Source organism: Streptomyces sp. NBC_00442, assembly GCF_036014195.1.
In the GTDB taxonomy this organism is placed as follows: domain Bacteria; phylum Actinomycetota; class Actinomycetes; order Streptomycetales; family Streptomycetaceae; genus Streptomyces.
The window spans coordinates 365927-391165 of sequence record NZ_CP107918.1; the positions used below are offsets into that span (position 1 = coordinate 365927).

Here is a 25239-nt window from a genome sequence, read left to right on the forward strand (position 1 = left end):
ACCGCATCAACGCACCGACCACGGGAGTGACATGACCCACCCGCACCAGCAGGACACCGGCTCTTCCGATTCCCACTCGGACACGGCGCTCGACGAGGTCCTCAAGGAGTTCGAGGACGCGGAGACGCGCGACCCCAGGCGGGCGGGGTACAAGGACTCCCACGACGGCGAGGCCGGCGATGCGCTGACGCCCAACGAGGGGGCGCAGGAAGAGGCGTCGGACGACTGAGCCGCACGACGGGCCCGGCACCGCACGGCCGGGCCCGCACGGCACACACGAGGGGCGTCTGGCCGGGTACCACTCACCCGGCCAGACGCCCCTCGGCTGCGCCCGCTCCCGCTCCCGTGCGGACGCGGGCGTACGGACGCGCTCAGTCCTTGCGTTCCATCTGGGCGAAGATGCTGGTGTCCAGGCGGGAGAGGAGTTCCGCCGGATCCCCGTACACGGCCAGCGCGCCCGCCTCTTCGAGGTCGGCACGGGCGATTCCGCCGGCGAGCAGCGCCACGGCACGTACGCCGGCCGCAGCGGCCGCCTTCATATCCCAGACCGTGTCCCCCACGAACACCGCCTCCGCGGGCTCGGCCTCGGCCAGTTCGAGGGCCCGCTCGACCGGGTCGGGGGCGGGCTTGCCGTTGCTCACGTCGTCCGCGCTCGCGACGCCCGCGATGACGTCGTCGGCATCGATGGCACGCCGCAGCGCCTTCAGCTCGGGCCCGCCCGCCGAGGTGGCCAGCACGATCCGCCACCCCCGCCCGGCCAGTTCCCGCAGCAGGCGACGGGCACCGTCGAGGGAGGGCAGGCGCTCGAAGTAGGTCCCGTACAGGGTGGTGTGGGCGGCGCTCAGGGTCTCGTCCTGGTCCTTGTCGCGGTCCTCGCCGAGAAGGTGCTCGATGAGGTCGTCGGAGCCCAGGCCGACGGCGCGGTGGATGTCGTGCATCGACACGTCGTGCCCCGCCTGGCGGAATGATTCCCACCAGGTGACCACGTGCAGATGATTGGTGTCGACGAGGGTTCCGTCGACGTCGAACAGCGCCGCACGTGCCATGCGTCCAGGCCTTCCTTCGTTCCGTACTCGGGTGTGTTCCCGTACTCGGGCGTTCCGTGTCCGGGTTCCGCCCCGGCTTCCGCCCCTCTGCCGATCATGCCGTGATTCGCCGTCCCCGACATCCGCAGGGCGGCTCGTGAATCATGCCGCGGGCCGCTCCTGTGCGGGTGCGGCTCCGTACGGCCGCACCCGCTCCGGATCACCCGGCCCGGCCTCCGGCAGGTCGGGCACCGCGACCAGGTGGCGACCGGGTGGCGCCTGAACCGGTTCTTCCCCGCCCAGCATGAGTTCTTCGTACCTGGCCAGTGCCAGAACCGCCATCAGCATCAGCGTGGGCAGGAACACGGCTATGAGGACCACGACAACTCCTTGCAGGGGAGACGGGTCTGCTTGGACCGGGTTGCCCGGGGCGCGCGCTCGAAACATGTCGGGCGGAAGTCGTCCGCGGGGCGCATCCTGGCCGCGTACGTCCCGTGTGGGCGGGTACGCGGCGTGCTGTCGGCCGCACGCCGGGCGGGACGGAGGTTTTGGCCGCAGCCGATCGGAAAAGGGTGATTTATGGTGCAAATCGGCTACACGATGATGACAGAGCAGGCCGGCCCGCGTGCCCTCGTCGACGACGTCGTCGCGGCCGAGCGGGCGGGCTTCGATTTCTCCGTCACCTCCGACCACTACTTCCCGTGGCTGACGTCGCAGGGCCACGCCCCCTACGCGTGGAGCGTGCTCGGGGCGGCGGCGCAGGCGACCAGCCGGATCCCCCTCATGACGTACGTGACGTGCCCTACGGTGCGTTATCACCCGGCGGTCGTGGCGCAGAAGGCCGCCACGATGCAGCTCCTGTCCGAAGGCCGCTTCCGGCTGGGCCTCGGCTCGGGCGAAAACCTCAACGAGCATGTGACGGGCGAGGGTTGGCCCTCCCCTCAGGTGCGTCTGGGCATGCTGGAGGAGGCCGTCGGCATCATCCGGGCGCTGTTCGAGGGCGGCAACGTCAACCATCGGGGCACGTACTTCGACGTGTCCGACGCCCGCCTGTGGGACCTTCCCGACGAGCTCCCGCCGATCGGTGTCGCGGTCTCGGGCGAGCGCTCCTGCGAACTGGCCGGCCGGCTCGCCGATCTCGTGATCGCCACCGAGCCGAAGAAGAAGCTCATCGAGTCCTTCGACCGGCACGGCGGCCGGGGCAAGCCGCGCGTGGGGCAGCTGCCCGTCTGCTTCGACACCGACCGGGACGCGGCGGTCTCCCGAGCACACGACCAGTTCCGCTGGGCCATGGGCGGCTGGCCGGTCAACTCCGAACTGCGCGGCCCGTCCGGCTTCGAGGGCGCGACGAGCTTCGTGACCCGTGAGGACGTGGCGGACGCGATCCCCTGCGGCGACGACGTCTCCGCGTTCGTGGAGGCCGTACGCCCATACGCCGAAGTCGGGTTCACCGAGGTCGCCCTCGTCCAGATCGGCGGCGAGCAGCAGCGCCCCTTCATCGACTGGGCCGAGAAGAAGCTGCTTCCCGCCCTGCGCGAACTCTGACCGGACACCCCGAGTCGGACACCCCGAGCCCGACGCCCCACCTCCTGGACACCCGTTCCCGGACACCCCGGTATCCGGGAAGCCCGCAACTCAAGAGCACGGAGAACAGCGTGAACGACACATCTTCCCCGGCGTCCCCCGACGTCTCCCCCGACTCCCCCGACCTGGTGCACGTCATGCTCGCGGAGTGCTCCCCTGCCGACGCGGACGCGGTCTTCGAGGTGCTGGGCGCCCACTTCGCCTCCGATCGCGCCGGGGTCGTGCCGCACCGCGGCGAGAGCCCGCAGCCGGCCGCCTGGACCGGCAGTTTCCGCGTCGACCACGCCCCGGAGCAGGTGGCCGGGGTGCTCCTGGCCGGGCCCGTCACCGCCGATCTCCAGGGCGGCCCCGTGGCGGTGGACCGGCTGCGCAAGACACTGGCCGAGGCTTTCGCGGTGGAGGCCGCGGGCATGTCGGCGGGCGACCAGGAGGTCGACGTCCAGATCCGTCTCACGAGCGCCTAGGCGGTCAGGGGCGCCGCCGACGTGCCCCCCGGGAAGGTTCGTCGTGTGCGAACCGGTCCCGTATCGGTCGCATGGACATACTCTGGTACGAGGAGCGGGAACCCTTCACGAGAGCGGAGGACATCATGATCGTCCTCGGAATCATCCTGCTGGTCGTCGGCTTCGTGGCCGGCATTTCCATCCTGTGGACCATCGGCGTCATCCTCGTCGTCCTGGGCGCGATTCTGTGGATCCTGGGATCCGTGGGTCACGCGGTCGGTGGACGGCGGCACTACTGGTAACGGCTCGGAGCGGACGCACTCCGTCCGCCGCACAAGAAGCGCCCCGGGGACCGTGCCCGCCCATGCGCGGCACGACCCCCGGGGCGCGCGCGTTCAGAGGCCTGATTGAGCGGCCTGGTTCAGAGCCCCAGGACGATCAGCGCCGTGTCGTCGGTGGCGCCGCCGGTCGGGAGCAGATCGGCCAGAACGGCGTCCGCGAGAAGTTCGGGGCCGGCGCCGCAATGGCGCCCCAGGGACCCGGCGAGCCGCTGGAGACTGGTGTCGATGTCCTCGTCGCGGCGTTCCACCAGGCCGTCGGTGTAGAGAACGAGACTCGCGCCCGTGATGAAGGCCGCCGTGGCCTGCGGGCGGTCGACGTGCTCGGGGCGGGCACCGAGCGGGGGATCGGTCGCCGCGTCGAGGAATTCCACCGTGCCGTCCGGGTGCACGAGCGCCGCGGGCGGGTGCCCGGCGCTGCTGTACGTGACGGTGTGCCCGGCCCAGTCGACGACGGCCAGGAAGGCCGTGCTCGACTCGGCGCCGGCCACCGAGCGCGCGTACAGGCCGAGCACGTCCAGGGCGCGGCCCGGTCCTTCGGCCACGCGTGAGGCCGCGCTCAGGGCGCTGCGCAGCTGCCCCATGACCCCGGCGGCGGCCAGACCGTGCCCGACGACGTCGCCGACGGCGACCGCGACCCTGTCCCCGGGCAGTTCGGCCAGGTCGTACCAGTCGCCGCAGACGTTCAGGGCTCCGACCGCCGGGCGGTAGCGCACGGCGGCGTCACGCCGCTCCAGGTGGTCGAACGCGGGCAGCATCGCGGCCTGGAGGGACAGGGCGACCTCGTGCTCCCTGGCGTGGGCCTGACGCAGCTTCTCGTTGACTTCCTGCAGGTCCCGGGCCCGGCTGTAGAGCTCCGCCTCCAGGACCCTCGCCCCGTCCCCGCCGGCCCGGCCGGCCCGGCCGCGGGCACGGATGAGTTCGGTGACCTCCTCCACCCGGTGCAGGAGCAGGACGACCTCGCCGTCCGGCCCGAGGACGGGGGTGTTGACGGGGCTCCAGTACCGCTCCTCCCACACCCCGGGCCGCGTGGGGTCCTCCACGTCGTAGCGCTGCAACGCCATGGTGTCGCGCTCGCCGGTGGCCGCCACCCGGCGCAGCGAAGCGCCCAGGTTGCGCATCCCGCTGGCGCTCTCGTCGTCGGGGTTGTCGGGGAAGACGTCGAAGAGGTACTGGCCGACGAGCTGCTCGCGGGTCCGGCCCGTCAGCGTGGTGAACGCGACGTTGACATCGGCGTAGACGAGATCGGTGGTCAGCAGGGCCACCGGGGCGGGCAGGGCCCGGAACACCGCCTCGTAGTGGATGCCGGACCCGTTCACCATGCACCTGCCCGCACGCCGCCGCCTCGCCTGTCGTGTGCTTTTCACGATAGGCGGCATCGGTCGGGCGGGCCCGCCGGACGGCCCGCGCCCCACCCGTACGGGGATCGGGCCGTCCGGTACGGGCGAAGGGCAACCGGATGCCGTCGCATCCGGTTGCCCTTCGATCCGGCGTGCCGCTCGGGTCAGAGCGCGGGCACCGGGTAGGTCGGGTACTCCACCCCGGAGACGTGCTGGACGACGCGGATGACCTGGCAGGAGTAGCCGAACTCGTTGTCGTACCAGAGGTAGAGGATCGCGTTGTCGCCGTCGACCTTGGTCGCGCCGGCGTCGACGATCGAGGAGTGGCGCGAGCCGACGAAGTCCATGGACACGGCGTCGGGAGCGGTCGTGAAGTCGATCTGACGCTTCAGCGGCGAGTGCAGCGACACGTCGCGGAGGTGGTCGAGGACCTCTTCACGGGTGGTCTCGCGGCCCAGGCGCAGGCTCAGGATGGCGATCGACACGTCCGGGACGGGCACGCGGATGGAGCTGCCGGTGATCGGCGCCTTGAGGTCGGGCAGCGCCTTGGCGACGGCCGACGCGGCACCGGTCTCGGTGATGACCATGTTCAGCGGCGCGGAACGGCCGCGGCGGTCGGCCTTGTGGTAGTTGTCCAGGAGGTTCTGGTCGTTGGTGAACGAGTGGACGGTCTCCACGTGGCCGCGCAGCACGCCGTACTCGTCGGCCATGGCCTTCAGCGGCGGGACGATCGCGTTGGTGGTGCAGGACGCGCAGGACAGGATCTGCTCGTCCGGCTTGATGGTGTCGTGGTTGACGCCGTGGACGATGTTGGGCACGTCGCCCTTGCCCGGGGCCGTCAGGACGACCTTGTCGATACCGGGGCGCAGGTGGTTCGAAAGCCCCTCGCGGTCACGCCACTTGCCCGTGTTGTCGATGAGGATGGCGTCCTTGATTCCGTACGCCGTGTAGTCGACCTCGGACGGGTCGTTGGCGTAGATCACCTTGATGGTGTTGCCGTTGGCGACGATCGTGTTCGTCGCCTCGTCCACCGTGATGGTGCCCTGGAACTGGCCGTGGATGGAGTCGCGCCGCAGCAGCGAGGCCCGCTTGACCAGGTCCGCCTCGCCGCCGCCCCGGACGACGATGGCGCGCAGTCGCAGCCCGTTGCCCGAGCCCGCCTTCTCGATGAGCAGGCGGGCGACGAGGCGGCCGATGCGGCCGAAGCCGTACAGGACGACGTCGCGTCCCTCCCGGCGCTCGATCTTGTTCGCGCCGGTCGCGCCGATGACGGCGTCCGCGGTGAACGCCTCGACCGAGAGGCCGCGGTCGTCGGCCTTGTACGTCGCGGCGAGCATGCCGATGTCGATCTGGGAGGGGCCGAGATCGAGGGTGGTCAGAGCCTGCAGGAAGGGCAGCGTCTCGGTGACCGAGAGCTCCTCCCCGGCTATCTGCCGGGCGAATCGGTGGGTCTTGAGGAGGCTGACCACCGACTTGTTCACCAAGGAGCGGCTGTGCAGCAGGATCGTGACGTCCCGCTCCCGGTGCAGCTTCCCGATGATGGGGATCATCGACTCCGCGATTTCCTCGCGGTTCTTCCAGTTGGTGAACGAGTCGTCATTGACAGTCACGGGTTCATCTTTCGAGCTAGGCGGCGCTCATATGCTAACCCCCTCGACTTTTGATCGTTCATCCGGTGCCCCTTGAAGGAAACGGCTGGTGGGAGGGTGGGACCCGGTCGCAGCGACGGGCCGCGCGGCGACCGGGTCCCGGCGTCTCAGCCGATGGTCCAGCGCTGCAGCGCGGAGCCCGTGTCGGGCTGCTGGGTGACCAGTGCCCCGTCGGCCGTGGATGCGGTGGTGAGGAGCAGTCCCCCGGTCTTGGAGGCGAGCGTGTAGCGGCCGTCGGCCGTGGCGGTGACCGTCCAGTGCTGGTTGGCGCCGCCGGTGCAGGCCCACTGGATCACCTTGGCTCCGGCCGCGTGGGAACTCGCTGTCACGTCGGCGCACAGCTTCGACTCGGCGTTGACGATCTGGTAGCTGCCGTCGGGCTGCCGGGTGAAGACCCAGTTCTGGTTCGCTCCCGCGTTGGGGCTCCAGGTGATGAGCTGCGTCCCCTGCTCCGTCGAGTGCCCCGGGTCGTCGAGGGACGCGTCCGACGCCGAGAGGGTGTGGGTGCCGTCGAGGGATCCGCCGCTGGCGGCTCCGGTGGCGGTCAGGGCCAGCGTCTGTTCGGCGGCGGTGCGCGATCCGCCGACCGAGCCGCCCGTGGTGTCGCTCCAGCTCCGGGTGGGCGTGGTCTCGGCGAGCCGGCCGGACTTGGCGGACAGGCCGAGCACGAGCCCGCTGTAGCGGTTCACCAGCCGGTAGGAGCCGGTGGCGGCGACGGGCACGACGAACCACTGCTGACCGACGGTGGGACCGCCTGCCCCGGCGGCGGCGAGCGCCGGCTGGGCTCCCCAGGCGCGCCCGGCCTTGGAGGTGGCGGGGACTCCGAGGAGCTTGCCGCTCGACGCGGCGGCGACGCGGTACGAGCCGTCGCCGTTCGCGGCGAACGTCCAGGCCTCCGCGGCGGACCCGGCGGGGGCCGCGAGGGAGGTGACCGACGTGCCGTCGGCGGCCTGGGCCAGGACCCGGCCGTCACCGCTGCCGATGCGGTAGCTCTTGGTCACGTCGACCGGAGGCGCTGCGGGCGCCGATGAGCCCACCGTGATGTCCACGTATTCGCCGTCGGCACCGCCCTGGCACTCGATGGAGCAGTACGACCGGAAGGTCTTGCCGACGATCGCGGAGTTGGTGCGGTTGGCGCCGTCGAGGAACCAGCGGTACCAGGAGTTGTTGGTGTAGCCGCCGGTGTCACCCAGCAGACGCCACTTCTGGCTCGCGAGGTCGTCGGTGGCGTAGATGCGCTGCGGCGCCGTCCCGTTCACCGCCTCGGGCTCGCCGATGTAGAGGCCCAAGTACGCGTCATAGGTGATGTTCATGACGAACAGCGGTGATTTGGTGGGCAGTTGACCCGCCGCGATCTGCTGCGCCACCGTGCCCGCGTGGGCCGGGCTGTAGTCGCCGGCGACCGGGGTGTACCCCGTGGAACTGGAGGCGTCGACCGGCACCATGTTGCTTTCGAGGCCGCCCACGCCCGGCTGCGACCAGTGCCCGTCGTACCACTTCTGCCAGGAGCCGCTCGCCATCTTCGAGGAGATCGGCGCGCGGGCGACGTGCGCCAGGCTGTCCTCCCAGTTCCCGCCCTTCGCGACGATGCGGGAGCCGTAGTAGACGTAGAAGTAGCCCGACTTGGTGTCGACGAAGAGCCGCTGGTCGCCGTCGCCGTAGGAGTACGTCTCGTGCGGGAACTGCGTGGTGTCGCCGCGCTTGGTGCTGTACGGCGAGGTGATGGCGTGGTCCTTGATGGTCCAGGTGCGGCCCTGGTCCTTGGAGACCGCGTAGTCGATCGCGTCGAAGTGGATGCCGTCGGAGAACGGCGCCGGGGTGAACTCATTGTGGACGAGCCCGTACCAGTCGCCGGTGTCCGGGTCGACCCACACGCCGGAGAGGTCGCAGTAGTTCTTCTGCGAGTAGCCCGCGTTGCCGACGGCGTAGCTCGCCCCGACACCGGTGGGGCTGTTGTTGCAGCGCCAGGTCGTGTCGTTGTTCTTGTCGGCGGAGTTGGCGGGGTTCACCGCGTCGCTGATCGCGCTCGACCGGGAGGCGCTGTCCATGTCGGTGCCGGTGAAGAAGTCCCAGTAACGGGGGTCCTTGGCCCCGTACAGGGCGGCCGACTGCTGGAAGTAGAAGGTGCCGTCCTTGTCGATGTACGTCGAGGCGGGCGTGTCCGTCGGGTGCGCGTACGGCACGGGCGAGCCGACGCCGATGGTGTAGGTCGCGTCGCGGGGCGCGGCCGACGCGGGCGGTGCCACCGCGGCGGCCAATGCCAGAGCCGCGGCGCCGACGGCCGCGGCGACTGCTCTGAAGGTGGGGGATGACACGGGCGCTCCTTCTGTGACGGCCCACGGATGTGGGGGCGGGGAACGGCGCTCGCCGGCGACAGGGCCGCCCGCGTGCTGGGCAGTCTGTGCACCGCCGTGGCCGCCGTCCACGGACATCCGTCGGCCGGGCTTGGACTTTTGTCGCCTCGGCGCGGCGCCGCCGTGCCGTCCTGCGCGCCGCGCGAAGCGGCCCCGCGCGAAGCGGCCCCGCGCGCAGGAGGGGTCGCACGGCCCGCCGCGGCGAATGCGCCGAATACGTACGCAGTCGAGCCACGCGGCGGAATGTGTGGCCGAAAACCGACTCGAAGCCAATGGATTCATGAGCATCGCTCACCCCTGCCCGACTTACCAAAGCGCACGGAACCAGATATTCCGGGCGACGAGTTTCGATGGGCCTAAAGGATGAGTAAGGTGTGGGTCGCTGTCGGTGAACCTGCGTACGAGCTCGGGCTCCGGCTGAATTCCGCATGGCTGGGATTCGTAGGGCGCGGGGTGTCGTCCGCGGGGACACAGGGAGAGGATCGTGGCTGCCGGCTCGTTCGAGGGACACTACGTGTGGCATCCGGCGGCCGACGATCGCGAGCTGGCACGGGCGTGCACCGATGTGCGGGCCGGGCGCTACCTGGGCGCCCACAACGTTCTCCAAGAGACGCGCGGGGACTACGAGTTGAGGGCCCATCGCTCCCTGGTGCTCGCCTCGGAGGCGGCCGACTCGGACCTCGCGGAGCGCTGGCTGGCCGAGGAACCCGGCCCGGAGGCGGCCCTGTTGGCGGCGCGCGTGGCGATGATCCGCGCGCTGCGCACGGCCGACGCCGGTGACGCACGCTCCGACACGCTGCTGCGCATAGCGCAGGCGGCCTGTGTGCGGGCGGCCCGGCTGCTGCCGAACGATCCCACGCCGTGGGCCGCCCAACTGGCCCTGGCCCGCATCGACGGGCCCCGGGACGCGGCGCCCAGGGGGCTGCTGACCGCGCCGGCCGGGCCCTGGCAGATGTTCGCCCACGTGCTGCGGCTCGACCCCTGGCACCGCGAGGCCCACCACCGCTTCCTGGCCTGCTTCTTCACCCGCCACGGCGGCTCGGCGAGCGCCCGGTGGGACGTCGCCTCCTTCCTCAGTCACCGCGCGCCCGGCACCTCGGCGCTGCGCCTGCTCCCGCTGGTCGCGCTGGTCGAGGACTACGACCCCAACGCGCTGTTGGCGAACGAGACCTGGCAGCAGCCGCAATGGGCGACGACGGCCCTGGGTATTTACCACAACTGGTTTCCCCAGGCGGCGAGTTATCGCTTCACACCCGTCCTCGACCTGGCGTATCTGGCGCACGCGCTGTTCATGGCGAAGCGCGAATTCGAGGCGCGTGAAGTCCTCACGGCCATGGGGCCCTACGCCTCGCGCATGCCCTGGAGCATGTTCGGCGATCCCGGGGAGCAGCTGACCCGGGCCAGGAAGTCCTGTGGCCTCCCGACCCCCGCGCCGACCTGATCACGGCCGGCGCGCACGGCCCGCCCGCGAGACCACGCGTCTTTTCATCCCCGAGGAAAGGTTGCCCCTGTGTCCGAGCGCACGTCCCCCGCCCGCCCGTCGACCCGTCCCGTGGAACCGTCGTCCACGTTCGACGACGACGCCACGCTGCACGCGATGGGATATCCACGGAAACTCACCCGTAGATTTCACGCCTTCGACAATTTCGCCATATCCTTCACCATCATCAACATTATCTCCGGCATCTTCTCCGCATTTGGTTTCGGAATGGGCGCGGGCGGTCCGAGGATTCTTGTCTTCGGCTGGATAGGCGTCTCGGCCATGGTTCTGTTCGTGGGCGCCGCGATGGGTGAAATCGCGTCCGCCTACCCGACGAGCGGCGCCCTGTACTTCTCCGCCGGCAAGCTCGCGAAGCGGCATCGCGGCGCCTGGTCCTGGTACACGGGGTGGTTGAACTTCGTCGGGCAGGTCGGCGGAACCGCCGCCACCAACTACGCCGCCGCCACCTTCATCCAGGCGTTCATCTCCATGCAGTGGCCCTCGTACGAGGCGACGCCGCAGCAGACGGTCGGCATCGCGACGGCGATCCTGCTCGTCCAGGCGCTCGCCAACACCTACACCGTGCAGCTCGTCGCCGTGGTGAACCGGATCTCGGTGTGGTGGCTGCTCATCGGCATGGTGGTGATCGTGGTCGCGCTGACCGTGAAGCCCGGCTCCCACCAGCCGGTGTCGTTCGCCACGCACTTCGCCAACAGCACCGGATTCAGCAACGGCTGGTACGCCGCGATGCTCGGCCTGCTCGTCACCAGCTGGACGTTCACCGGCTTCGACGGCAGCTTCCACATGTCCGAGGAGACGGTGAAGGCCACCGTGAACACGCCCAAGGGCATCATGCGGGCCATCCTCTACTCGGCCCTCGCCGGACTTGTCCTGATGCTGGCCCTGGTCTACTCGATCCGTGACTACGCGAGCGAGATCGCCGCGTCGGCGCCGCCGGTGCAGATCCTCATCGACGCGCTGGGCCTCGGCATGGCCAAGCTGCTCCTGCTGATCGTCATCGGCGCCATGCTGTTCTGCGGTCTGGCCAACATGACCAGCAACACCCGCCAGATCTTCGCCTTCTCGCGCGACGGGGCGATGCCCGGGTCCCGCTGGTGGCATTCGGTGTCGCTGCGCACCCGCACGCCCGTCAAGGCCGTCTGGCTCGCCGCGGCCTGCGCCCTGGTGCTGATCATTCCGGGCTGGTGGTCGCACACGGCGTTCACCGCCATCGTCAGCGTCAACGTGGTCGGCCTGTACCTGGCGTACGGCGTGCCCATCTTCCTGCGGCTGCGCCTGAACGACTTCGAGCCCGGTCCGTGGAACCTGGGCCGCTACGGCAGGCCGGTCGCCGCGGTCGCCGTGGTGTGGATCGTGCTCAGCAGCGTCCTGTTCATGCTGCCCCAGGTCTCCCCCATCACCGCGGATTCCTTCAACTACGCGCCGATCGCGCTCGGCGCGGTCCTGCTCATCGCCACCGTCTGGTGGTTCGCCACCGCCCGCCGGCGCTTCCAGGGGCCGGTCAGCTACGGCAGCCCCGACGAGGTGGCCGCGATGGACCTCATCTAGGGACGCTCGCAACCCGCTTGCAACCACCCGCGTGGTGAGGTGAGCGGGGCCGGTCCGCGCGGCGGCGCCCACAGGGGCCCGCGCGCGGACCGGAGGAGCGAGGAGAGATGACGCCCGCGCAGCACCCGGAGCCCGCGCAGCACCCGGAACCGGCCCGCCGGCCCGCCGCCGCCCCTGCGGCAGCACCGCACGACGGCGCGCCCCTCGTCGAACTCACGTCGGCGGCCCACGAGTTGCTCCGCGCGCTGGCGGCGGCCCACGGGCCCCTGATGTTCCACCAGTCGGGCGGCTGCTGCGACGGGAGCGCCCCCATGTGCTATCCGGCGGGCGAGTTCCGCACCGGCGGCTCCGACATCCTGCTCGCCTCCCTCGCGGTGGCCGGCGTGGCGGAGCCCGTGCCGTTCTGGATGTCGACGAGCCAGTACGAGCTGTGGCGGCACACCCGGCTGATCGTCGACGTGGTCGAGGGCCGCGGCAGCGGGTTCTCCCTGGAAGCGCCGGAAGGGGTGCGGTTCCTCATCCGGTCGCGCCTGGTCTGAACCCGCCGCCGCTCCTTCCTCAGCCCCGGTCGTGCACGGCCACGATGCCGTTGAACACGCCGATGTAGGCGGTGCCGTCCGGGCCGATGGTGATCGGGGCCCAGTTGTTGTCGTAGGCGGGGCCGGTCCCGGTGAGCTTCTTCCAGCGGACGGCGCCGGTCCGGAAGTCGACGGCGGTCAGGTACCACGCGTCGATGCCGAGCGCGTTCGGCTCCTTCTCGTAGAAGTACACGAGCCCGTTGGCGGTGGACAGCTTCGGCACCACGGAGGGCGAACGCACCGCGCTCTGCCACACCGTGTCGCAGCCGCTGCCGTCCGCGCGCACGTCGATCCGGGTGGCGCCGCCGACCACACTGCGGCCGAAGGTGAGCGACGTGAGATTCTCGTAGCCGTAGTTGTTCTCGACGACGAGGCTGTTGCCCCAGCTGATCAGGGAGTTGTCGGTGGTCGACTGCCCGGATCCGAACACCGGGATCCGGCACACCTCGCGCCGCCCGTCCGGCACATCGTTGCCGCGGCGGTAGACGACGACGTTCATGCGGTCGTCGGCGTTGTCGGTGATCGCCACATAGCCGTCGCCGAACAGGTCGGGGGTGGTGCCCGAACCCTGGTTCACGGAGCCGGGCTTGGTGCCGGTCCCCCGGTCGTAGGTCTGGCGCCACTGCACGACGGGCGTACCGTCGGCGGCGGCCCGGAAGCTGTAGAGGGCGTGGTCCGAGACGATGGACACGCCGTCCTCGGCCACCGAGAAGGAGTTCTGGATCTCCTCGCCGGCCAGTTGGACGGAGTGGACGGCCCCGGTCGCCGGGTCGACGGTGCCGACGCGGCCGAGCCGGGTCACCCACCAGACGCGCCCCTGCCAGTCGGGCATCACCGAGGTCACCGGGTCGCAGGTGCCGCTGGGGAAGAGGTTGGTCCAGCTGACGCAGTCGTGCGGGACAACGCCGGTGAGGTCCCAGTCGTCGTCCACGGCGAAGGACCAACTGCCGTCCGCCGCTTGGTGGTGGGCGATGCGCAGGATGTGGTGGCGGGAGTCGGCGAGGACCACCCGGTCCTGGTTGTCGAGGTAGAAGTAGGCGCCGCCCGAGGTGTCCTTGAAGATCTTCTCGAAGTCGAGCCGGGTGATCGCCTCGACGGTGGAGGAGCGCTGCGGCAGCTGGTACTCGGCGAGGGTGGCCAGGCTGTGCGGATCCAGGAGCTTCAGCTTGAAGCCCTGGAAGGTGCCGCACACGGTGAGGAGGCGGCCCGCCGCGTCGAAGGTGGCGGTCGCGCACTCGCCCCCCAGCGGTGCGATCTGCTCGCTGGTGACCTGCGGGTCACGGCCCAGCGGCCCGGAGTAGGGGTGGGTGCCGCTCCCCCAGGAGTCGCCGTGCATGCCGTTGCGGCCGTTCGCCGCCATGAACGGGTTCTGTGCCGGGGCCGGAGCGGGGACGGGCTGCGCGGTCGCGGGGGCGCCCTCGTACTGGCTGACGAGACGGTGGCCGGGGGCCTTCGGTATCTCGGCGGCCCGGACGCCGGCCGGGCCCACGAGGGTGCTCGCGGTGACGGCGAGCGTGAGGGCCAGTGCGCGGGCGAGCGCTCTGCGGGACATGCGGCTCCTTGGGGTGCGTACCTACGACAGTTGTCGCGCCGCACCGGACGTTAGGGCCGGCCGCTTGAAGTGTCCATGGAAGATGAGGCTGTTTCATGTTTGCTTCATGCGGGCGCAACACAAGCCCGCGGAAGCCCTGTTGGAGACACCGGCCGGGCCGTGCCTGGCCTTCATCGGGCGAGCCGGCGCTCCAGCGGAGTTCGGAAGCTCGGCTTGATGCGCACATCGGCGAAGAACGCGGCGATCCTGGCCGCCTCGCCCTCGATGGCGGCGCGGGCCTCGCGCCCCACACCGCCCGGCGCGAGGAGCTCCGTGACGATCTCGCCGTCGGGCCGCTGGGCCCAGCCGCCCACGATGCGCCCGTCGCACCACACGCTGGGCCCGATGTTGCCGTTGGTGTCGAACAGTTCGGACTTGTGGCCGACGTCGAAGTACCAGCCGCGCTCGCGCCAGCCCATGGGCGTGGGGTCGAGCGCGGGCAGCAGCGCGACCCAGGGGCCGGGTTCGGCGGGCGCGTCGAGATGGGCGGGCAGCGCATGGCCGGGGCCGGAGTCGAGGTCGGCCTCCACCGCTTCGGTACGGGCCAGGGCCTTGCGGGTGTCGGTGAGGGTCCAGCCCGTCCACCACTTGACGTCCTCGGTGGTGGCGGGGCCGAACGCCTCCAGGTAGCGGGCGGCCAGCCGCGCCTTGGCCTCGTCGGCCGGCAGGTCGGGGTGGGGCTCCGCGGGGATCCAGCGGTACTGGCTGGAGGCCCACGTCCCGAGCGGGCGGCCACGCCGGATGCGCCCCTCGGCGGCCATCACTCCCAGGAAGCGACTGGTGATGCGCGGCCGGGCCTCGTACGGCTTGCCCTCGGCCTGGACGATCTGAGACTTCAAGCCCGGTACGGCGTCGGCCAGTTGGGCGGCCGTCGCCTCCCCTCGCTCAGCGAGTGCGGCAAGCACCGCGGACTCGGTCGCGGCGAACCAGCGTTCGTCGAAACCCAGTTGCTCCTGGATGACCTTGGTGAGGTTGCGGCGTTCGCGGGCCGCCACGGCGCGGGCGGTCGAGGCGTCCACGACGGGGGCGAGCTCGCGCGGCACCACGAACATGGTGCGCCGCATGCACAACATCCGTACCAGCGTCCGGTCCTCGTACAGCGCGCGCTCCAGCTCCGTCACGGACGGGTTCTTGAGGCGGGCGGCGACGGAGAGGTACACGGAGGCCGGGTCCGTGGCGTGCAGCCCGAGCAGCGCCTCGGCGACCGCCTCCGGGGTGCTCGCGCGCGCGGCGGGCGCGAGCAGATGGCGTGCGCCCAGGCGGGCACGGCGTTCCTCAGCGGTGATCTTGGGGCGGGCCTTGGTCATGGTTTGAGGCTACCGACCACACCCGCCGTCGCGTTCAGGCCCTCCAGAATCGTCGGAGCCATGCTCGTACCGGCCAGGAAGAAGCCGAGCAGCGCGCAGACGACCGCGTGCGAGATCTTGAGACCTCCGCTCCGAAGAAAGATCATCGCGAGGACCAGCAGCAACAGCACCACCGAGATCGAAACAGCCATGACGAGCCTCCTCCACCGCGCCGGAATGGCGGCGTCCGGGCGTCAGTGTGGCGGAGGAGGTGCCGCGGCCCGCACCAAGACGTGTCCGCCGTACGGGTGTTGACTGCGCGTTACTCCTCACGCGCCGTGCCGGTCAGGCGGGCACGCCGTCCGCCGGCGGCGCGTCCCAGATGACCGTGCGGTCGCACCAGGTGGCGAGAAGCGCCCGGTCGTCGCCGACGGCGAGCAGGGACGCCCTCGTCTCGCGCCGATAGCCCTGCACCGCCGCGATGAGGGCGGCGGCGGTCTCGGCGTCCATGAGCGCGGTCATCTCGTCGCAGACGAGCACACGCGGCCGGAGCACCAGGGCGCGTGCGAGGAAGGCGCGTTGGAGCTGGCCGTCGCCGACCTCGCGGATGTCCCGGGCCAGGAGGTCCCCGCCGAGGCCGACGGCGTGGGCCAGTTCGTCGACCCGCTCACGGATCTCGATCCGCCGTCCGGATGCCTTCAGCGGCTCGGCGATCAGATCGCGCAGACGCAACGAGGGGTCGGCGCCGGCCCGGGGCGCGTGGTGGACGAAACCCACGGTGGTGCGCAGGGCGCGCGGGATGCGGTGGCGGTGCCCGGCGACGGGGGTGCCGTCGACGACGACCGTCCCCTCGTCGGGGCGGTGGAGCAGGGCGGCGACCCTGGCCAGGGTCGACTTGCCGCACCCGCGCGGGGCGAGCAGTCCGACCGCCTCGCCGCGGGCCACGGCCACGCTCATGTCCCGCACGACGGGCTTGCCCCGCTCGTAGCCGGCGGTGATGTTGCTGAGTTCAAGCACTGCGGTAGTCCTCCCCGTGGGCGTGGTGGCAGGCGGACCGGCCCTCGGGCCGCGCCCCCAGCCCCGGCGGAATGTCGGGGATGAGCCTGAAGGAACGTTCCGTCAGGATATCCAGCAGACTACGAGCGTAGCGTCCCGCGGTGCCAGGGCGGAGCGGCGCTGGAGGGCCAAAGCCCCTCCGGAAGGACTTTGGCCGCGGGTCGTGGGCGGCTGTGTGCGCGGTTCCCCGCGCCCCTGGCGGGGGCCGGGCGGGCGGCGTTTGGGGGACGGGCCCCTCCGATGCGGTGCCGGCAGGGAAACGGCCCCGGCTCGCGCGTCGCGCGGGGCGGGGCCGTGGGTGGGGGTGGGGCGCTCGTCGTCAGGGGGCTGTGAGGTTCACGAGTCCGGCGATCGCCGCCCGGTGTTCGCCGGCCGAACCCAGGGCGATCTGGGCCGACTTGGCGCGCTTGAGGTAGAGGTGCGCCGGGTGTTCCCACGTCATGCCGATGCCGCCGTGCAACTGGACGCACTCCTCGGCGGCGTGCACCGCGACCCGGGCGCAGTACGCCTGGGCGACGGCCACCGCGAGCGGCGCCTCGGGGCTGCCGGTCGCGAGCGCGTCCGCGGCGTTGCGGGCGGCGGCCCGCGCCGAGACGACCTCCAGCCAGAGCTGCGCCATGCGGTGCTTGAGCGCCTGGAAGGAGCCGACCGGCCGGTTGAACTGCTTGCGCTCGCGGGTGTACGCCACCGTCTCGGTCAGGCACCACTCGGCGACCCCCAGCTGCTCCGACGCGAGCAGCCCCGCCCCCGTCAGCAGACCCCGGCGCACGGCGGCGGCCGTGGCGTCCGGGCCGGCCAGCAGTGTGCCGCTCACACCGTCGAGGGTGACGGCGGCCAGCGGTCGGGTCAGGTCGAGCGGGGTGAGCGGGGTGGTCGTGACGTCGGCCGCGTCCAGCGCGTACAGGCCCTGTCCGGTCGGCACGAGCAGCACATCGGCGGTCGCCGCGTCCGCGACGGCGGAAACGGTCCCGGCGAGAGTGACGGGCAGCCGCACCGAGTCCGGCCCCGCCGAGAAGGGCACGACCAGGGCGGCGGTCCGATGGCCGGCCGCCAACTCCCGTACCAGTGAAGCCGTTTCGGTGTTCTCGGCACCGAGCGCGAGGAGGGTTTCCGTCGCGATCACGGCGCTCGTGAGGAACGGGACCGGTGCCACCGCCCGGCCGATCTCCTCCAGGACCACCGCGGCTTCCCGGTGCGAGGCGCCCTGGCCGCCGAGCTTCTCCGGCACGAGCAGTCCCGCGAGCTCCATGCCCGCGCCGAGCGAGCGCCACAGGTCCGGGTCGTACGGCGTGTCCGACTCGGCGCGGGCGAGCGTGGCCGGGGTGTCGGCGCGGTCGGCGAGCAGGGATCGCACGGCCGCCCTGAGATCGTCCTCGGCCTCGGAGTACAGCAGGTCGACGGTGGCTTCTTCGGCGCTCTGTGCTGTCTGCGCTGTCATCGGGTCAGGTCCTTCCAGGCGACGTCCTTGTCGTTGCGCGGCTCGGCGGGCAGCCCGAGGACGCGTTCGGCGACGATGTTCAGGAGCACTTCGCTCGTGCCGCCCTCGATGGAGTTGCCCTTCGAGCGCAGATAGCGGTAGCCGGCGTCACGTCCGGTGAAGTCGACGAGTTCGGGCCTGCGCATCGTCCAGTCCGAGTACAACAGGCCGTCGGAGCCCAGGAGTTCCACTTCCAGGCCGCTGATCTCCTGGTTGAGGCGGGCGAAGGCGAGCTTCATGCCGGAGCCCTCGGGGCCGGGCTGTCCCGCGACGAGTTGCTGTCGAAGGCGTTCGCCGGTGAGCCTGGCGACCTCGGCCTCGACCCACAGGGTGAGGAGCCGCTCGTGCAGGTCGCGGGTGCGCAGTTCCGGGCGCTCGCGCCAGGTGCGGGCGGCCGGCCCGATCATGCCGCCCTCGCGCGGGATGCGCATGCCTCCGATGGAGACCCGCTCGTTCATGAGGGTGGTCTGGGCAACCTTCCAGCCCGCGCCGATCTCGCCGAGCCGGTGCGCGTCGGGGATGCGCACTCCGGTGAGGAACACCTCGTTGAACTCGGCCTCGCCGGTGATCTGCCGCAGCGGCCGCACCTCGACGCCGGGGTCGCTCATGTCGCAGATGAAGTAGCTGATGCCCTGGTGCTTGGGCAGGGCGGGGTCGGTGCGGGCGATGAGGATGGCCCAACGGGCGAGGTGGGCGCTGGAGGTCCACACCTTCTGCCCGTCCACCACCCAGTCGTCCCCGTCGCGCACCGCGCGGGTGCCGAGCGCCGCGAGGTCGGAGCCGGCGCCCGGCTCGCTGAAGAGCTGGCACCAGACCTCCTCGCCCACCCACAGCGGGCGCAGGAAGCGCCGCTTCTGCTCCTCGGTGCCGTACGTGAGGACGGTCGGGGCGGCCATGCCGAGCCCGATGCCGATCCGGCGCGGGTCGTTGTCGGGCGCTCCGGCCGCCGCGAGCTCGGCGTCGACGACGGGTTGCAGGGAACGCGGCGCGTCGAGGCCGCCGAGCCCCACCGGGTAGTGCACCCAGGCGAGCCCGGCGTCGAAGCGGGCCCTGAGGAAGTCGAGCGGTTCCGTCGTGGCCGGCGGGTGGGCGACGAGCAACTCGCGTGTACGGGTGCGCAGTTCGGCGGCGTCGGTCATCGGTCCGCTCCGTCCGTGAGGACGACCACACGTCCGGTGGTCGTGCCGTCGGCGACGCGCTGCACGGCCGCGGCCGCGTCCTTCAGCGGGACGCGCTCGCTGATGAGCGGTTTGATCGCGCCGTCGGCGGCGAGCCGGGTGAGCCGCTCGTGGCAGCGGAGGATCGAGGCCGGGTCCTTCTGCGCGTACAGACCCCAGTGCAGCCCGACGATCGAGTAGTTCTTGACCAGGGCGTGGTTGAGGGCGGGTGCCGGAACGGAGCCGCTCGCGAAGCCGACGATCACGATCCGCCCCTCGAAGGCGACGCACTTGGCCGACTTGGCGTACGCGTCTCCGCCGACCGGGTCGTAGATGACATCGGCGCCGCGTCCGCCGGTGGCCTCCTTCACGGCCGCCACGATGTCGTCCGCGCGCCGGTCGATGACCAGATCGCACCCCAACTCTCGTGCTACGGCGACCTTTTCGGGTCCTCCGACGACGCCGATGACACGCGCTCCCGCCGCCTTGCCCAGCTGCACGGCCGCGCTGCCCACTCCCCCGGCCGCGGCGTGCACGAGCAGCGTCTCGCCCTCCTGGAGGCGCGCCCTGCGGTGCAGTCCGAACACGCCGGTCTGATAGCCGATGTGCAGCGCGGCCGCCTCGGCGTCGTCGAGCGCCTCGGGCGCCGGCAGCAGGGCCGCCTCGTCGGCGACGACGTACTCGGCGAGGCCGCCGCTCGGCAGCGCCGGGTTGGCGATCACACGGCGGCCGTCCTCGGTCTCCCCGCAGATCTCGACGCCGGGCGTGAACGGCAGCGGCGGCCGGATCTGGTACTGGCCGCGGCACAGCAGCGCGTCGGGAAAGTTGATGTTGGCGGCGCGCACCCTGAGGAGCACCTGGCCCGCGCCGGGCACGGGCCGGTCGATCTCTTCGAGCCGCATCACCTCGCCCGGCTCGCCGTTCTCGTGCACTCGCCATGCCTGCATTCGGGGGCCTCCACACGCCGGGCGCGATACGGCTGCGTACCGCTGAGTACGTTCCTGTGCTTGTGCTCGCGAGCATACTAAGCGGTCGCTTGCCACAAGGGAATCATCCGGGGCCCGGTGGCCGGCCCCGGGCGGGAGGCCCCTCGCGTCCACGCAGGCCAGGGACGAGCCGGTCACCGGGGTGAGGGGGTGTCCCGGCACACCGCCCGACAGCTGCGGACGAAGGAGGCGACCGCGGTATCGACGATCCGGGCACGGGGCCGGGGCGACGCCGACCCGGCCGGGCTGGACTCCGCGGGGATCAGGCCCGTGCCGGCCGAACGTGGGGCCACCGTGGGCCGCCCGCGCAAGGAGGTCGTGGCACGGGCATGGCGATGTGGAGCGGCAGCCGGTAGGGATGCGGTCATGACCGACGCCGACGCACCGTCCCCGCGCCCCGCGCACCCGGCGCACCCCGGGCTTCCCGCGCCGCCGGCGCTCGGTGCGTGCGCGCTGCCGCCGGGCACGTATGCCGGCAGTGTGGTACTGGTCACCGGCGGCGGGTCGGGGCTCGGCAAGGCGATGGCCGCCGAATTCGCGCGGCTCGGCGCCGATCTCATGATCGTGGGCCGGTCCGCGGACCGGCTCGAGGCCGCGGAGCGGGAGCTGGCGGCGCTCGGCGGCCGGGTGGCGTGCGCGGTGTGCGACATCAGGGAGCCGGAGCGGATCGCCGAGGTCTTCGACGCCGCCGAGGCGGCCCTCGGGCTCCCCGCCGTGCTGGTGAACAACGCCGCGGCCAATTTCCCCTCCCCTGCGGAGGACCTGACGCCGAACGCCTGGCGGGCGGTCCTGGACATCACCCTGACCGGGACGTGGTTCATGACCCGCGAGTTCGCCCGCCGTCACCTCGCGGCCGGCACTCCCGGGTCGGTCATCAGCATCGGCGCCTCGTACGCCTGGACCGGCGGGCCGGGACACGCTCACTCCGCCGCGGCCAAGGCGGGCGTGCGCAACCTCGTCGAGACGCTCGCCGTGGAGTGGGGCCCCTACGGCATCCAGGTCAACGGCCTCGTGCCGGGCCTGATGCCGCACCCCGATCTGCCGGAGTCGGTCCGCGCGAGCCTCGACCGGGCCGACGACAGCGGCGAACTACCGCTGCGCCAGCCCGCGTTGAGGGTTGGCCTGCCCCGCGAACTCGGCTGGGCCGCGACCTTCCTCGCCTCGCCGTACGCGCGTTTCATCAGCGGCCACACGCTGGTGGTCGACGGGGCGAACTGGCAGCGGCGCGCGCTGGTGGCGCCGCCGGTGAGCAGCGTGCGGGAGCAGCTGGGACGCGGGCCGTTCGGCGCGTAGCCCGCCACGGAAGCGGAGCTCCCGGGACGGGCGGAGGAACGGAGCTCCCGGGACGGGCACGGGAACGCAGGTCGCCGGGCGTTCGTCCTACGTCCCGTCGAAGGAGGGCGGCCGCCTGGCGGCCTTGGCGGCGTAGCCCTCTCGGGCGTCCTCGGAGGTGAGGGTGAGCGCCGCGGACAGGGCCGTACGGTCGAGGGCCTCGGCGAGGCCCGCGTCGGCGAACGCGTCGATGTCGCGCTTGACGGCGCGGACGGCGAGCGGCGCGTTGGCCGCGACCTCGGCCGCCACGGCCCGCGCGGACTCCTCCAACTCTCCTACCGGTACGACCTGTTGGACAATCCCGATGCGCTCGGCGGTGGCCGCGTCGATGCGGCGGCCGGTAAGGGCCAGCAGCTTGGCCCAGCCGGCGCCTGCGTCGCGCGCGATCCGCAGGTCACCGCCGGCGTCGACAGCCACCCCGATGCCCGTCTCGGGCAGCGCGAACACGGCGTTCTGCGCGGCGATCCTGATGTCGGCCATCAGGGCGAGCTCGAAGCCGAATCCGAGACAGTAGCCCTGGACCGCGGCGATCACGGGCTGGGGCAGTCGCGCGAACGCGGCGAAGCGCTCATGGGCCCAGCGGATGCCTTCGTAGTACTGGTGGGTGCGGTCGGCCGGCGAGCGGCCCGTGATGGCGCCGCCGGGGGCGCTGACGTCGATCCCGGCGCAGAAGGCCCGCCCCTCGGCCCGCAGCAGCACGGCCCTGACCGACTCGTCGAAGCGGATGCGGTCGGCGAGCAGGCCCAGTTGGCGGCTGGACTCCCAGCTCCATCCGTTGAGCTTGTCCGGCCGGCACAGGGTGAGGACGCCGATGCCTCCGTCGGTGACGTCGAGCGTGATGCGTTCCTCGCCCTCGGCGACCCGCCGGTCCAGGGTGTCGATCATCACCCCTCCTCCTGCCTATGCTGACTATCCGTCAGGTCAGTTGTCGAGACTAGGGGACTTCCCCGTACGGCGCATCCCCTGCGGGAGGTGACGCCGTGCGAGACGGGTGAGGCTCCGCCCCGGGCTTGGTCAAGCCCTTGCACTTCGTTGGGCTCGTGTTCACCGGTTCCCTCCACCGCGCCACACCGGACGACGCAAGACTGACGCACAGGTCCACGCCACTGGTCTCAACCGACAGCTCTGGAAGGGGCGTTCATGGCCGAGTTGACACGACGCAGACTCCTTGGGTCGGCAGCCGGAGCACTCGGAGGGGCGGCGGCACTCTCCCTGCTGCCGCCCAGCGTGCAGAAGGCCGTCGCGGCGGGAGCGCCGCGCCGCGGCTCGCTGCGCGACATCGAGCACGTCGTCATGCTGATGCAGGAGAACCGGTCCTTCGACCACTACTTCGGCACCCTCTCCGGCGTCCGCGGGTTCAGCGACCCCCAGGCCCTCAAGCTGGCGAACGGGCGATCGGTGTTCTACCAGCCCGACACGGTGAACCCCAAGGGCTACCTGCTGCCGTTCCACCTGGACACCCACAGCACGAGCGCCCAGGCCATCCCGTCCACGAGCCACGCCTGGGCCGTGCAGCACCAGGCGTGGAACGGCGGGAAGATGGACCAGTGGCTGCCCGCGCACCGCAAGGCGGACGGCGTCAACGGGCCCTATGTGATGGGCTATTACACGCGCGAGGACATCCCGTTCCAGTTCGCGCTCGCGGAGACCTTCACGATCTGCGACAACTACTACAGCTCCGTCCTCGGCCCGACCTGGCCCAACCGCCTGTACTGGATGACGGCGAGCATCGACGCGGCCGGCACCAAGGGCGGTCCGGTGATCAACAACACCGCCCCCACGCCGTACCGGTGGACGACGTACGCGGAACGGCTCCAGGCCGCCGGCGTCAGCTGGAAGGTCTACCAGCAGGACGACGACTACGGCTGCAACGTCCTCGAACAGTTCCAGACCTTCCGCGACGCCAAGCCCGGCTCCCCGCTGTACGAGCGCGGGGTGCGCCCGCAGCCCGTGGGCACCTTCGAGGACGACGCCCGTGCCGACCGGCTCCCGGCGGTCTCCTGGATCATGCCGACGAGCTACCAGTCGGAGCACCCGGACTACCTTCCGGCCGCGGGCGCCGATTTCGTGGCGAGCAAGATCGAGGCCATCGCGTCCAACCCGAAGGTGTGGGCGAAGACCGCGTTCGTCCTCAACTACGACGAGAACGACGGCCTGTTCGACCATGTGGCCCCGCCGACCCCGAAGGCGGGCACCGCGGACGAGTACATCGGCGGGCTGCCCATCGGCGGCGGGTTCCGGGTGCCGGCGATCATCATCTCGCCGTGGACGGTGGGCGGCTGGGTGGCGAGCGAGGCCTTCGACCACACGTCGGCTCTGCGGTTCCTGGAGCAGTTCACCGGGGTCAAGGAGCCCAACATCAGCGAGTGGCGCCGTCGCACCTTCGGCGATCTGACCTCGGCCTTCCGGTTCAGCGCGAGCACGCCCCAGCCGCCGAAGCTGCCCGACGACACGGCGGAACAACTGGCCGAGGCCAAGCGCGAGGTGGCCACCCTGCCGAAGCCGACCCTGCCGGGCGCGAACCAGTCCTTCCCCCAGCAGGAACGCGGCCACCGCCCGCACGTATAGCTCCCCGCGCCCACCCGCCCGAGCAGCCGGCCCGCTGCTCGGGCGGAGACCCGCTGTGCCGGTGCTCCTCTGACACCGCATCGGCACCGGCACCGGCACCGGCTAGCGGTGGCAGGCGCCGCCCCGGCGGCCCGCCCTGGACAAGGCCCTCGGGCAAGGGCCGTGGTCACCGCGCGGTGGGGAGGGAGCGGGCTGCTGCGAGCCTGGCCATCGCCCGCAGTTTCGCGAAGTAGGACGCGCAGTACTGGCGAGCTCGGCCGTGATGAGGCCCGCGTCGCCGGCATGCTCGATGAGGCCCTTGAGTGGTGCGTCGATCGCCACCGCTCGGCCAGGACGTGTTCCAGAGCGAACAGGGAGTGCGTGACGGCGACGGTGGCGAACTCGTACCGGTAGGAGGAGTGCCGGATGAGTTCACGGGCCGTTTCCAGCGTGCTCATGACGTACATCGATGCGTCGCCGGGCAGCACCAGGTCGGTCACCAGGGCGTGCATGCCCGCATGGTCGAGAACAGCCCGGCGCACACGCGGGTCCACGGCCGGCAGAGGGAGCGGGCCGGGCGGCGGCAGAGGTTGCACGAGTGCAGTCTTGTCATCCGCGGCCGCCGGGGCCGGCCGATTTGCCAACTGCCGCCGATGCGACCCGAGCGGGGCCGCAGGCCGACGCAGTCCCTCCCTCCGATCCGCGTCCCGTCAGGGAGTTGGCGTCGAAGAGGGGGCGGCCGCACCCGAGCGGCCCTGCTGCGGCAGCAGCGCCTTGCAGATCTGGAGGGCCTGGGCGGACTTGGGGTCCGAGGTGTTGAGCCCGCGCATGCCCCCGCCCCCGGCGCCGGGAGACGCTGAGGGCAGGACCACGCCGTGGTCCTTGAGGCAGCTGGTGAACGCCTTCATCGCCGTGCTGTCGCCCCCGCCGCCCCGCCCGTTGAACTGCGGGCGCTGACTCGCGCACGCCTGTGCGGCCTGACGCTGGGCCGGGTCGGCGGAGGCCCCGCCGCCGAAACCACCGAAGCCGCCGCCCCCGCCGGGGCGCCGGGCGCCACCCGACGGCCGCCCGCTCGGACGCCCGCTGGGCCACCCGCTCGGCCGTCCGCTTCCGGCGGGCCTAGGCGCCATCGTGACGCCGTGCTGCGCCAGGCACTGCCGGTAGGCGTCCATGCCCTTGGCCGCGGAGGACGACGAGGACGCCGACCCGGACGGCTTCGCCTGCGCGGAGGGTGACGCCGAGGACGAGCAGGCCGCGAGCAGCAGGCCGCACGCCGCGAGCGCGGCGGTGGAGACGGCGGCCCGCACGGCGAGCGCGGTGCGCGCGGTGGCGGGCCGACGCTTGGTCCAGGTCATGTCCGTTGTCTCCTCGGTACGTTGGGCGGACGACGGCCCCGCTGGAGTGTGCACGCCGTCGGCGACCCATGACTGAACCGCACAGGGGTGGG

Annotated in this window: 23 protein-coding genes; 9 read left to right on the forward strand and 14 right to left on the reverse strand. The window is 71.6% G+C overall.

Going from position 1 to position 25239, the window contains the following annotated elements; genetic code table 11:
* The first annotated feature begins 31 nt into the window (after nt 1-31).
* Nucleotides 32-229: a hypothetical protein gene (locus OG432_RS01665; RefSeq protein WP_328306939.1), complete on the forward strand. Its 198-nt coding sequence runs from the start codon at nt 32-34 to the stop codon at nt 227-229.
* Nucleotides 230-371: 142 nt separating this feature from the next.
* On the opposite strand, the gene OG432_RS01670 is transcribed toward OG432_RS01665, so the two are convergent.
* Nucleotides 372-1046: an HAD family hydrolase gene (locus tag OG432_RS01670; protein WP_328306941.1), complete on the reverse strand. Its 675-nt coding sequence runs from the start codon at nt 1044-1046 to the stop codon at nt 372-374.
* Nucleotides 1047-1187: 141 nt separating this feature from the next.
* Nucleotides 1188-1406, reverse strand: a complete 219-nt coding sequence (locus tag OG432_RS01675) for a hypothetical protein (RefSeq protein WP_328306943.1) — start codon at nt 1404-1406, stop codon at nt 1188-1190.
* Between the two features lie 198 nt (nt 1407-1604).
* Between OG432_RS01675 and OG432_RS01680 the strand changes: the two genes are divergently transcribed.
* The 3 genes from OG432_RS01680 to OG432_RS01690 all read left to right on the forward strand — a co-directional run bounded on the left by OG432_RS01680 (nt 1605) and on the right by OG432_RS01690 (nt 3354).
* On the forward strand, nt 1605-2570 hold the full coding sequence (locus tag OG432_RS01680; protein ID WP_328306945.1) for an LLM class F420-dependent oxidoreductase: 966 nt from the start codon (nt 1605-1607) through the stop codon (nt 2568-2570).
* 110 nt (nt 2571-2680) lie between these two features.
* Nucleotides 2681-3073, forward strand: coding sequence for a hypothetical protein (locus tag OG432_RS01685; protein WP_328306947.1), 393 nt, complete (start codon nt 2681-2683; stop codon nt 3071-3073).
* 125 nt (nt 3074-3198) lie between these two features.
* Complete coding sequence (locus OG432_RS01690; RefSeq protein ID WP_328314964.1) at nt 3199-3354, forward strand: DUF6131 family protein; 156 nt, start codon at nt 3199-3201, stop codon at nt 3352-3354.
* Between the two features lie 119 nt (nt 3355-3473).
* Here the strand turns inward: OG432_RS01690 and OG432_RS01695 are convergent, their stop codons facing one another.
* The 3 genes from OG432_RS01695 to OG432_RS01705 all read right to left on the reverse strand — a co-directional run bounded on the left by OG432_RS01695 (nt 3474) and on the right by OG432_RS01705 (nt 8694).
* Nucleotides 3474-4712, reverse strand: a complete 1239-nt coding sequence (locus tag OG432_RS01695) for a PP2C family protein-serine/threonine phosphatase (protein ID WP_443058317.1) — start codon at nt 4710-4712, stop codon at nt 3474-3476.
* A 182-nt stretch (nt 4713-4894) separates the two neighbouring features.
* Nucleotides 4895-6340, reverse strand: a complete 1446-nt coding sequence (locus OG432_RS01700) for a glyceraldehyde-3-phosphate dehydrogenase (protein WP_328306949.1) — start codon at nt 6338-6340, stop codon at nt 4895-4897.
* A 146-nt stretch (nt 6341-6486) separates the two neighbouring features.
* Nucleotides 6487-8694 carry an RICIN domain-containing protein gene (locus tag OG432_RS01705; protein ID WP_328306951.1) on the reverse strand — a complete coding sequence of 736 codons (2208 nt, stop codon included), beginning with the start codon at nt 8692-8694 and terminating at the stop codon, nt 6487-6489.
* A 523-nt stretch (nt 8695-9217) separates the two neighbouring features.
* On the opposite strand from OG432_RS01705, the gene OG432_RS01710 reads away from it, so the two are divergent.
* The 3 genes from OG432_RS01710 to OG432_RS01720 all read left to right on the forward strand — a co-directional run bounded on the left by OG432_RS01710 (nt 9218) and on the right by OG432_RS01720 (nt 12321).
* On the forward strand, nt 9218-10174 hold the full coding sequence (locus OG432_RS01710; protein WP_328306953.1) for a hypothetical protein: 957 nt from the start codon (nt 9218-9220) through the stop codon (nt 10172-10174).
* A gap of 156 nt (nt 10175-10330) precedes the next feature.
* Nucleotides 10331-11782 (forward strand): amino acid permease, encoded by a 1452-nt coding sequence (locus tag OG432_RS01715; RefSeq protein ID WP_328314966.1) that lies wholly within the window; start codon nt 10331-10333, stop codon nt 11780-11782.
* A gap of 107 nt (nt 11783-11889) precedes the next feature.
* Entirely contained in the window at nt 11890-12321 is a 432-nt protein-coding gene (locus tag OG432_RS01720) for a DUF779 domain-containing protein (RefSeq protein ID WP_443058318.1), read from the forward strand.
* Between the two features lie 19 nt (nt 12322-12340).
* Here OG432_RS01720 and OG432_RS01725 read toward each other — a convergent pair whose 3' ends face one another.
* From OG432_RS01725 to OG432_RS01755, 7 genes are all read right to left on the reverse strand, one after another.
* Nucleotides 12341-13912: a hypothetical protein gene (locus tag OG432_RS01725; protein ID WP_328306955.1), complete on the reverse strand. Its 1572-nt coding sequence runs from the start codon at nt 13910-13912 to the stop codon at nt 12341-12343.
* 170 nt (nt 13913-14082) lie between these two features.
* Nucleotides 14083-15258 carry a winged helix DNA-binding domain-containing protein gene (locus OG432_RS01730; protein WP_328306957.1) on the reverse strand — a complete coding sequence of 392 codons (1176 nt, stop codon included), beginning with the start codon at nt 15256-15258 and terminating at the stop codon, nt 14083-14085.
* Nucleotides 15255-15449, reverse strand: coding sequence for a hypothetical protein (locus OG432_RS01735; protein ID WP_328306959.1), 195 nt, complete (start codon nt 15447-15449; stop codon nt 15255-15257). The genes OG432_RS01730 and OG432_RS01735 overlap by 4 nt, the downstream gene beginning before the upstream one ends.
* A 133-nt stretch (nt 15450-15582) precedes the next feature.
* Nucleotides 15583-16254, reverse strand: a complete 672-nt coding sequence (locus OG432_RS01740; protein WP_328306961.1) for an ABC transporter ATP-binding protein — start codon at nt 16252-16254, stop codon at nt 15583-15585.
* Nucleotides 16255-16612: 358 nt separating this feature from the next.
* Entirely contained in the window at nt 16613-17731 is a 1119-nt protein-coding gene (locus OG432_RS01745; protein WP_328306963.1) for an acyl-CoA dehydrogenase family protein, read from the reverse strand.
* Complete coding sequence (locus OG432_RS01750; protein ID WP_328306965.1) at nt 17728-18909, reverse strand: acyl-CoA dehydrogenase family protein; 1182 nt, start codon at nt 18907-18909, stop codon at nt 17728-17730. Before OG432_RS01750 ends, OG432_RS01745 begins: the two co-directional genes overlap by 4 nt.
* Entirely contained in the window at nt 18906-19874 is a 969-nt protein-coding gene (locus tag OG432_RS01755) for an NADPH:quinone oxidoreductase family protein (RefSeq protein ID WP_328306967.1), read from the reverse strand. The genes OG432_RS01750 and OG432_RS01755 overlap by 4 nt, the downstream gene beginning before the upstream one ends.
* A gap of 405 nt (nt 19875-20279) precedes the next feature.
* Here OG432_RS01755 and OG432_RS01760 point away from each other — a divergent pair, with 405 nt between their 5' ends.
* Nucleotides 20280-21206 (forward strand): SDR family oxidoreductase, encoded by a 927-nt coding sequence (locus OG432_RS01760; RefSeq protein WP_328306969.1) that lies wholly within the window; start codon nt 20280-20282, stop codon nt 21204-21206.
* An 87-nt stretch (nt 21207-21293) separates the two neighbouring features.
* Here the strand turns inward: OG432_RS01760 and OG432_RS01765 are convergent, their stop codons facing one another.
* A complete protein-coding gene (locus tag OG432_RS01765; RefSeq protein ID WP_328306971.1) occupies nt 21294-22130 on the reverse strand; it encodes an enoyl-CoA hydratase/isomerase family protein in 837 nt (278 codons plus the stop codon).
* Nucleotides 22131-22385: 255 nt separating this feature from the next.
* On the opposite strand from OG432_RS01765, the gene OG432_RS01770 reads away from it, so the two are divergent.
* Entirely contained in the window at nt 22386-23813 is a 1428-nt protein-coding gene (locus OG432_RS01770; RefSeq protein ID WP_328306973.1) for an alkaline phosphatase family protein, read from the forward strand.
* Nucleotides 23814-24502: 689 nt separating this feature from the next.
* On the opposite strand, the gene OG432_RS01775 is transcribed toward OG432_RS01770, so the two are convergent.
* Complete coding sequence (locus tag OG432_RS01775; RefSeq protein ID WP_328306975.1) at nt 24503-25147, reverse strand: hypothetical protein; 645 nt, start codon at nt 25145-25147, stop codon at nt 24503-24505.
* Nucleotides 25148-25239: the final 92 nt, after the last annotated feature.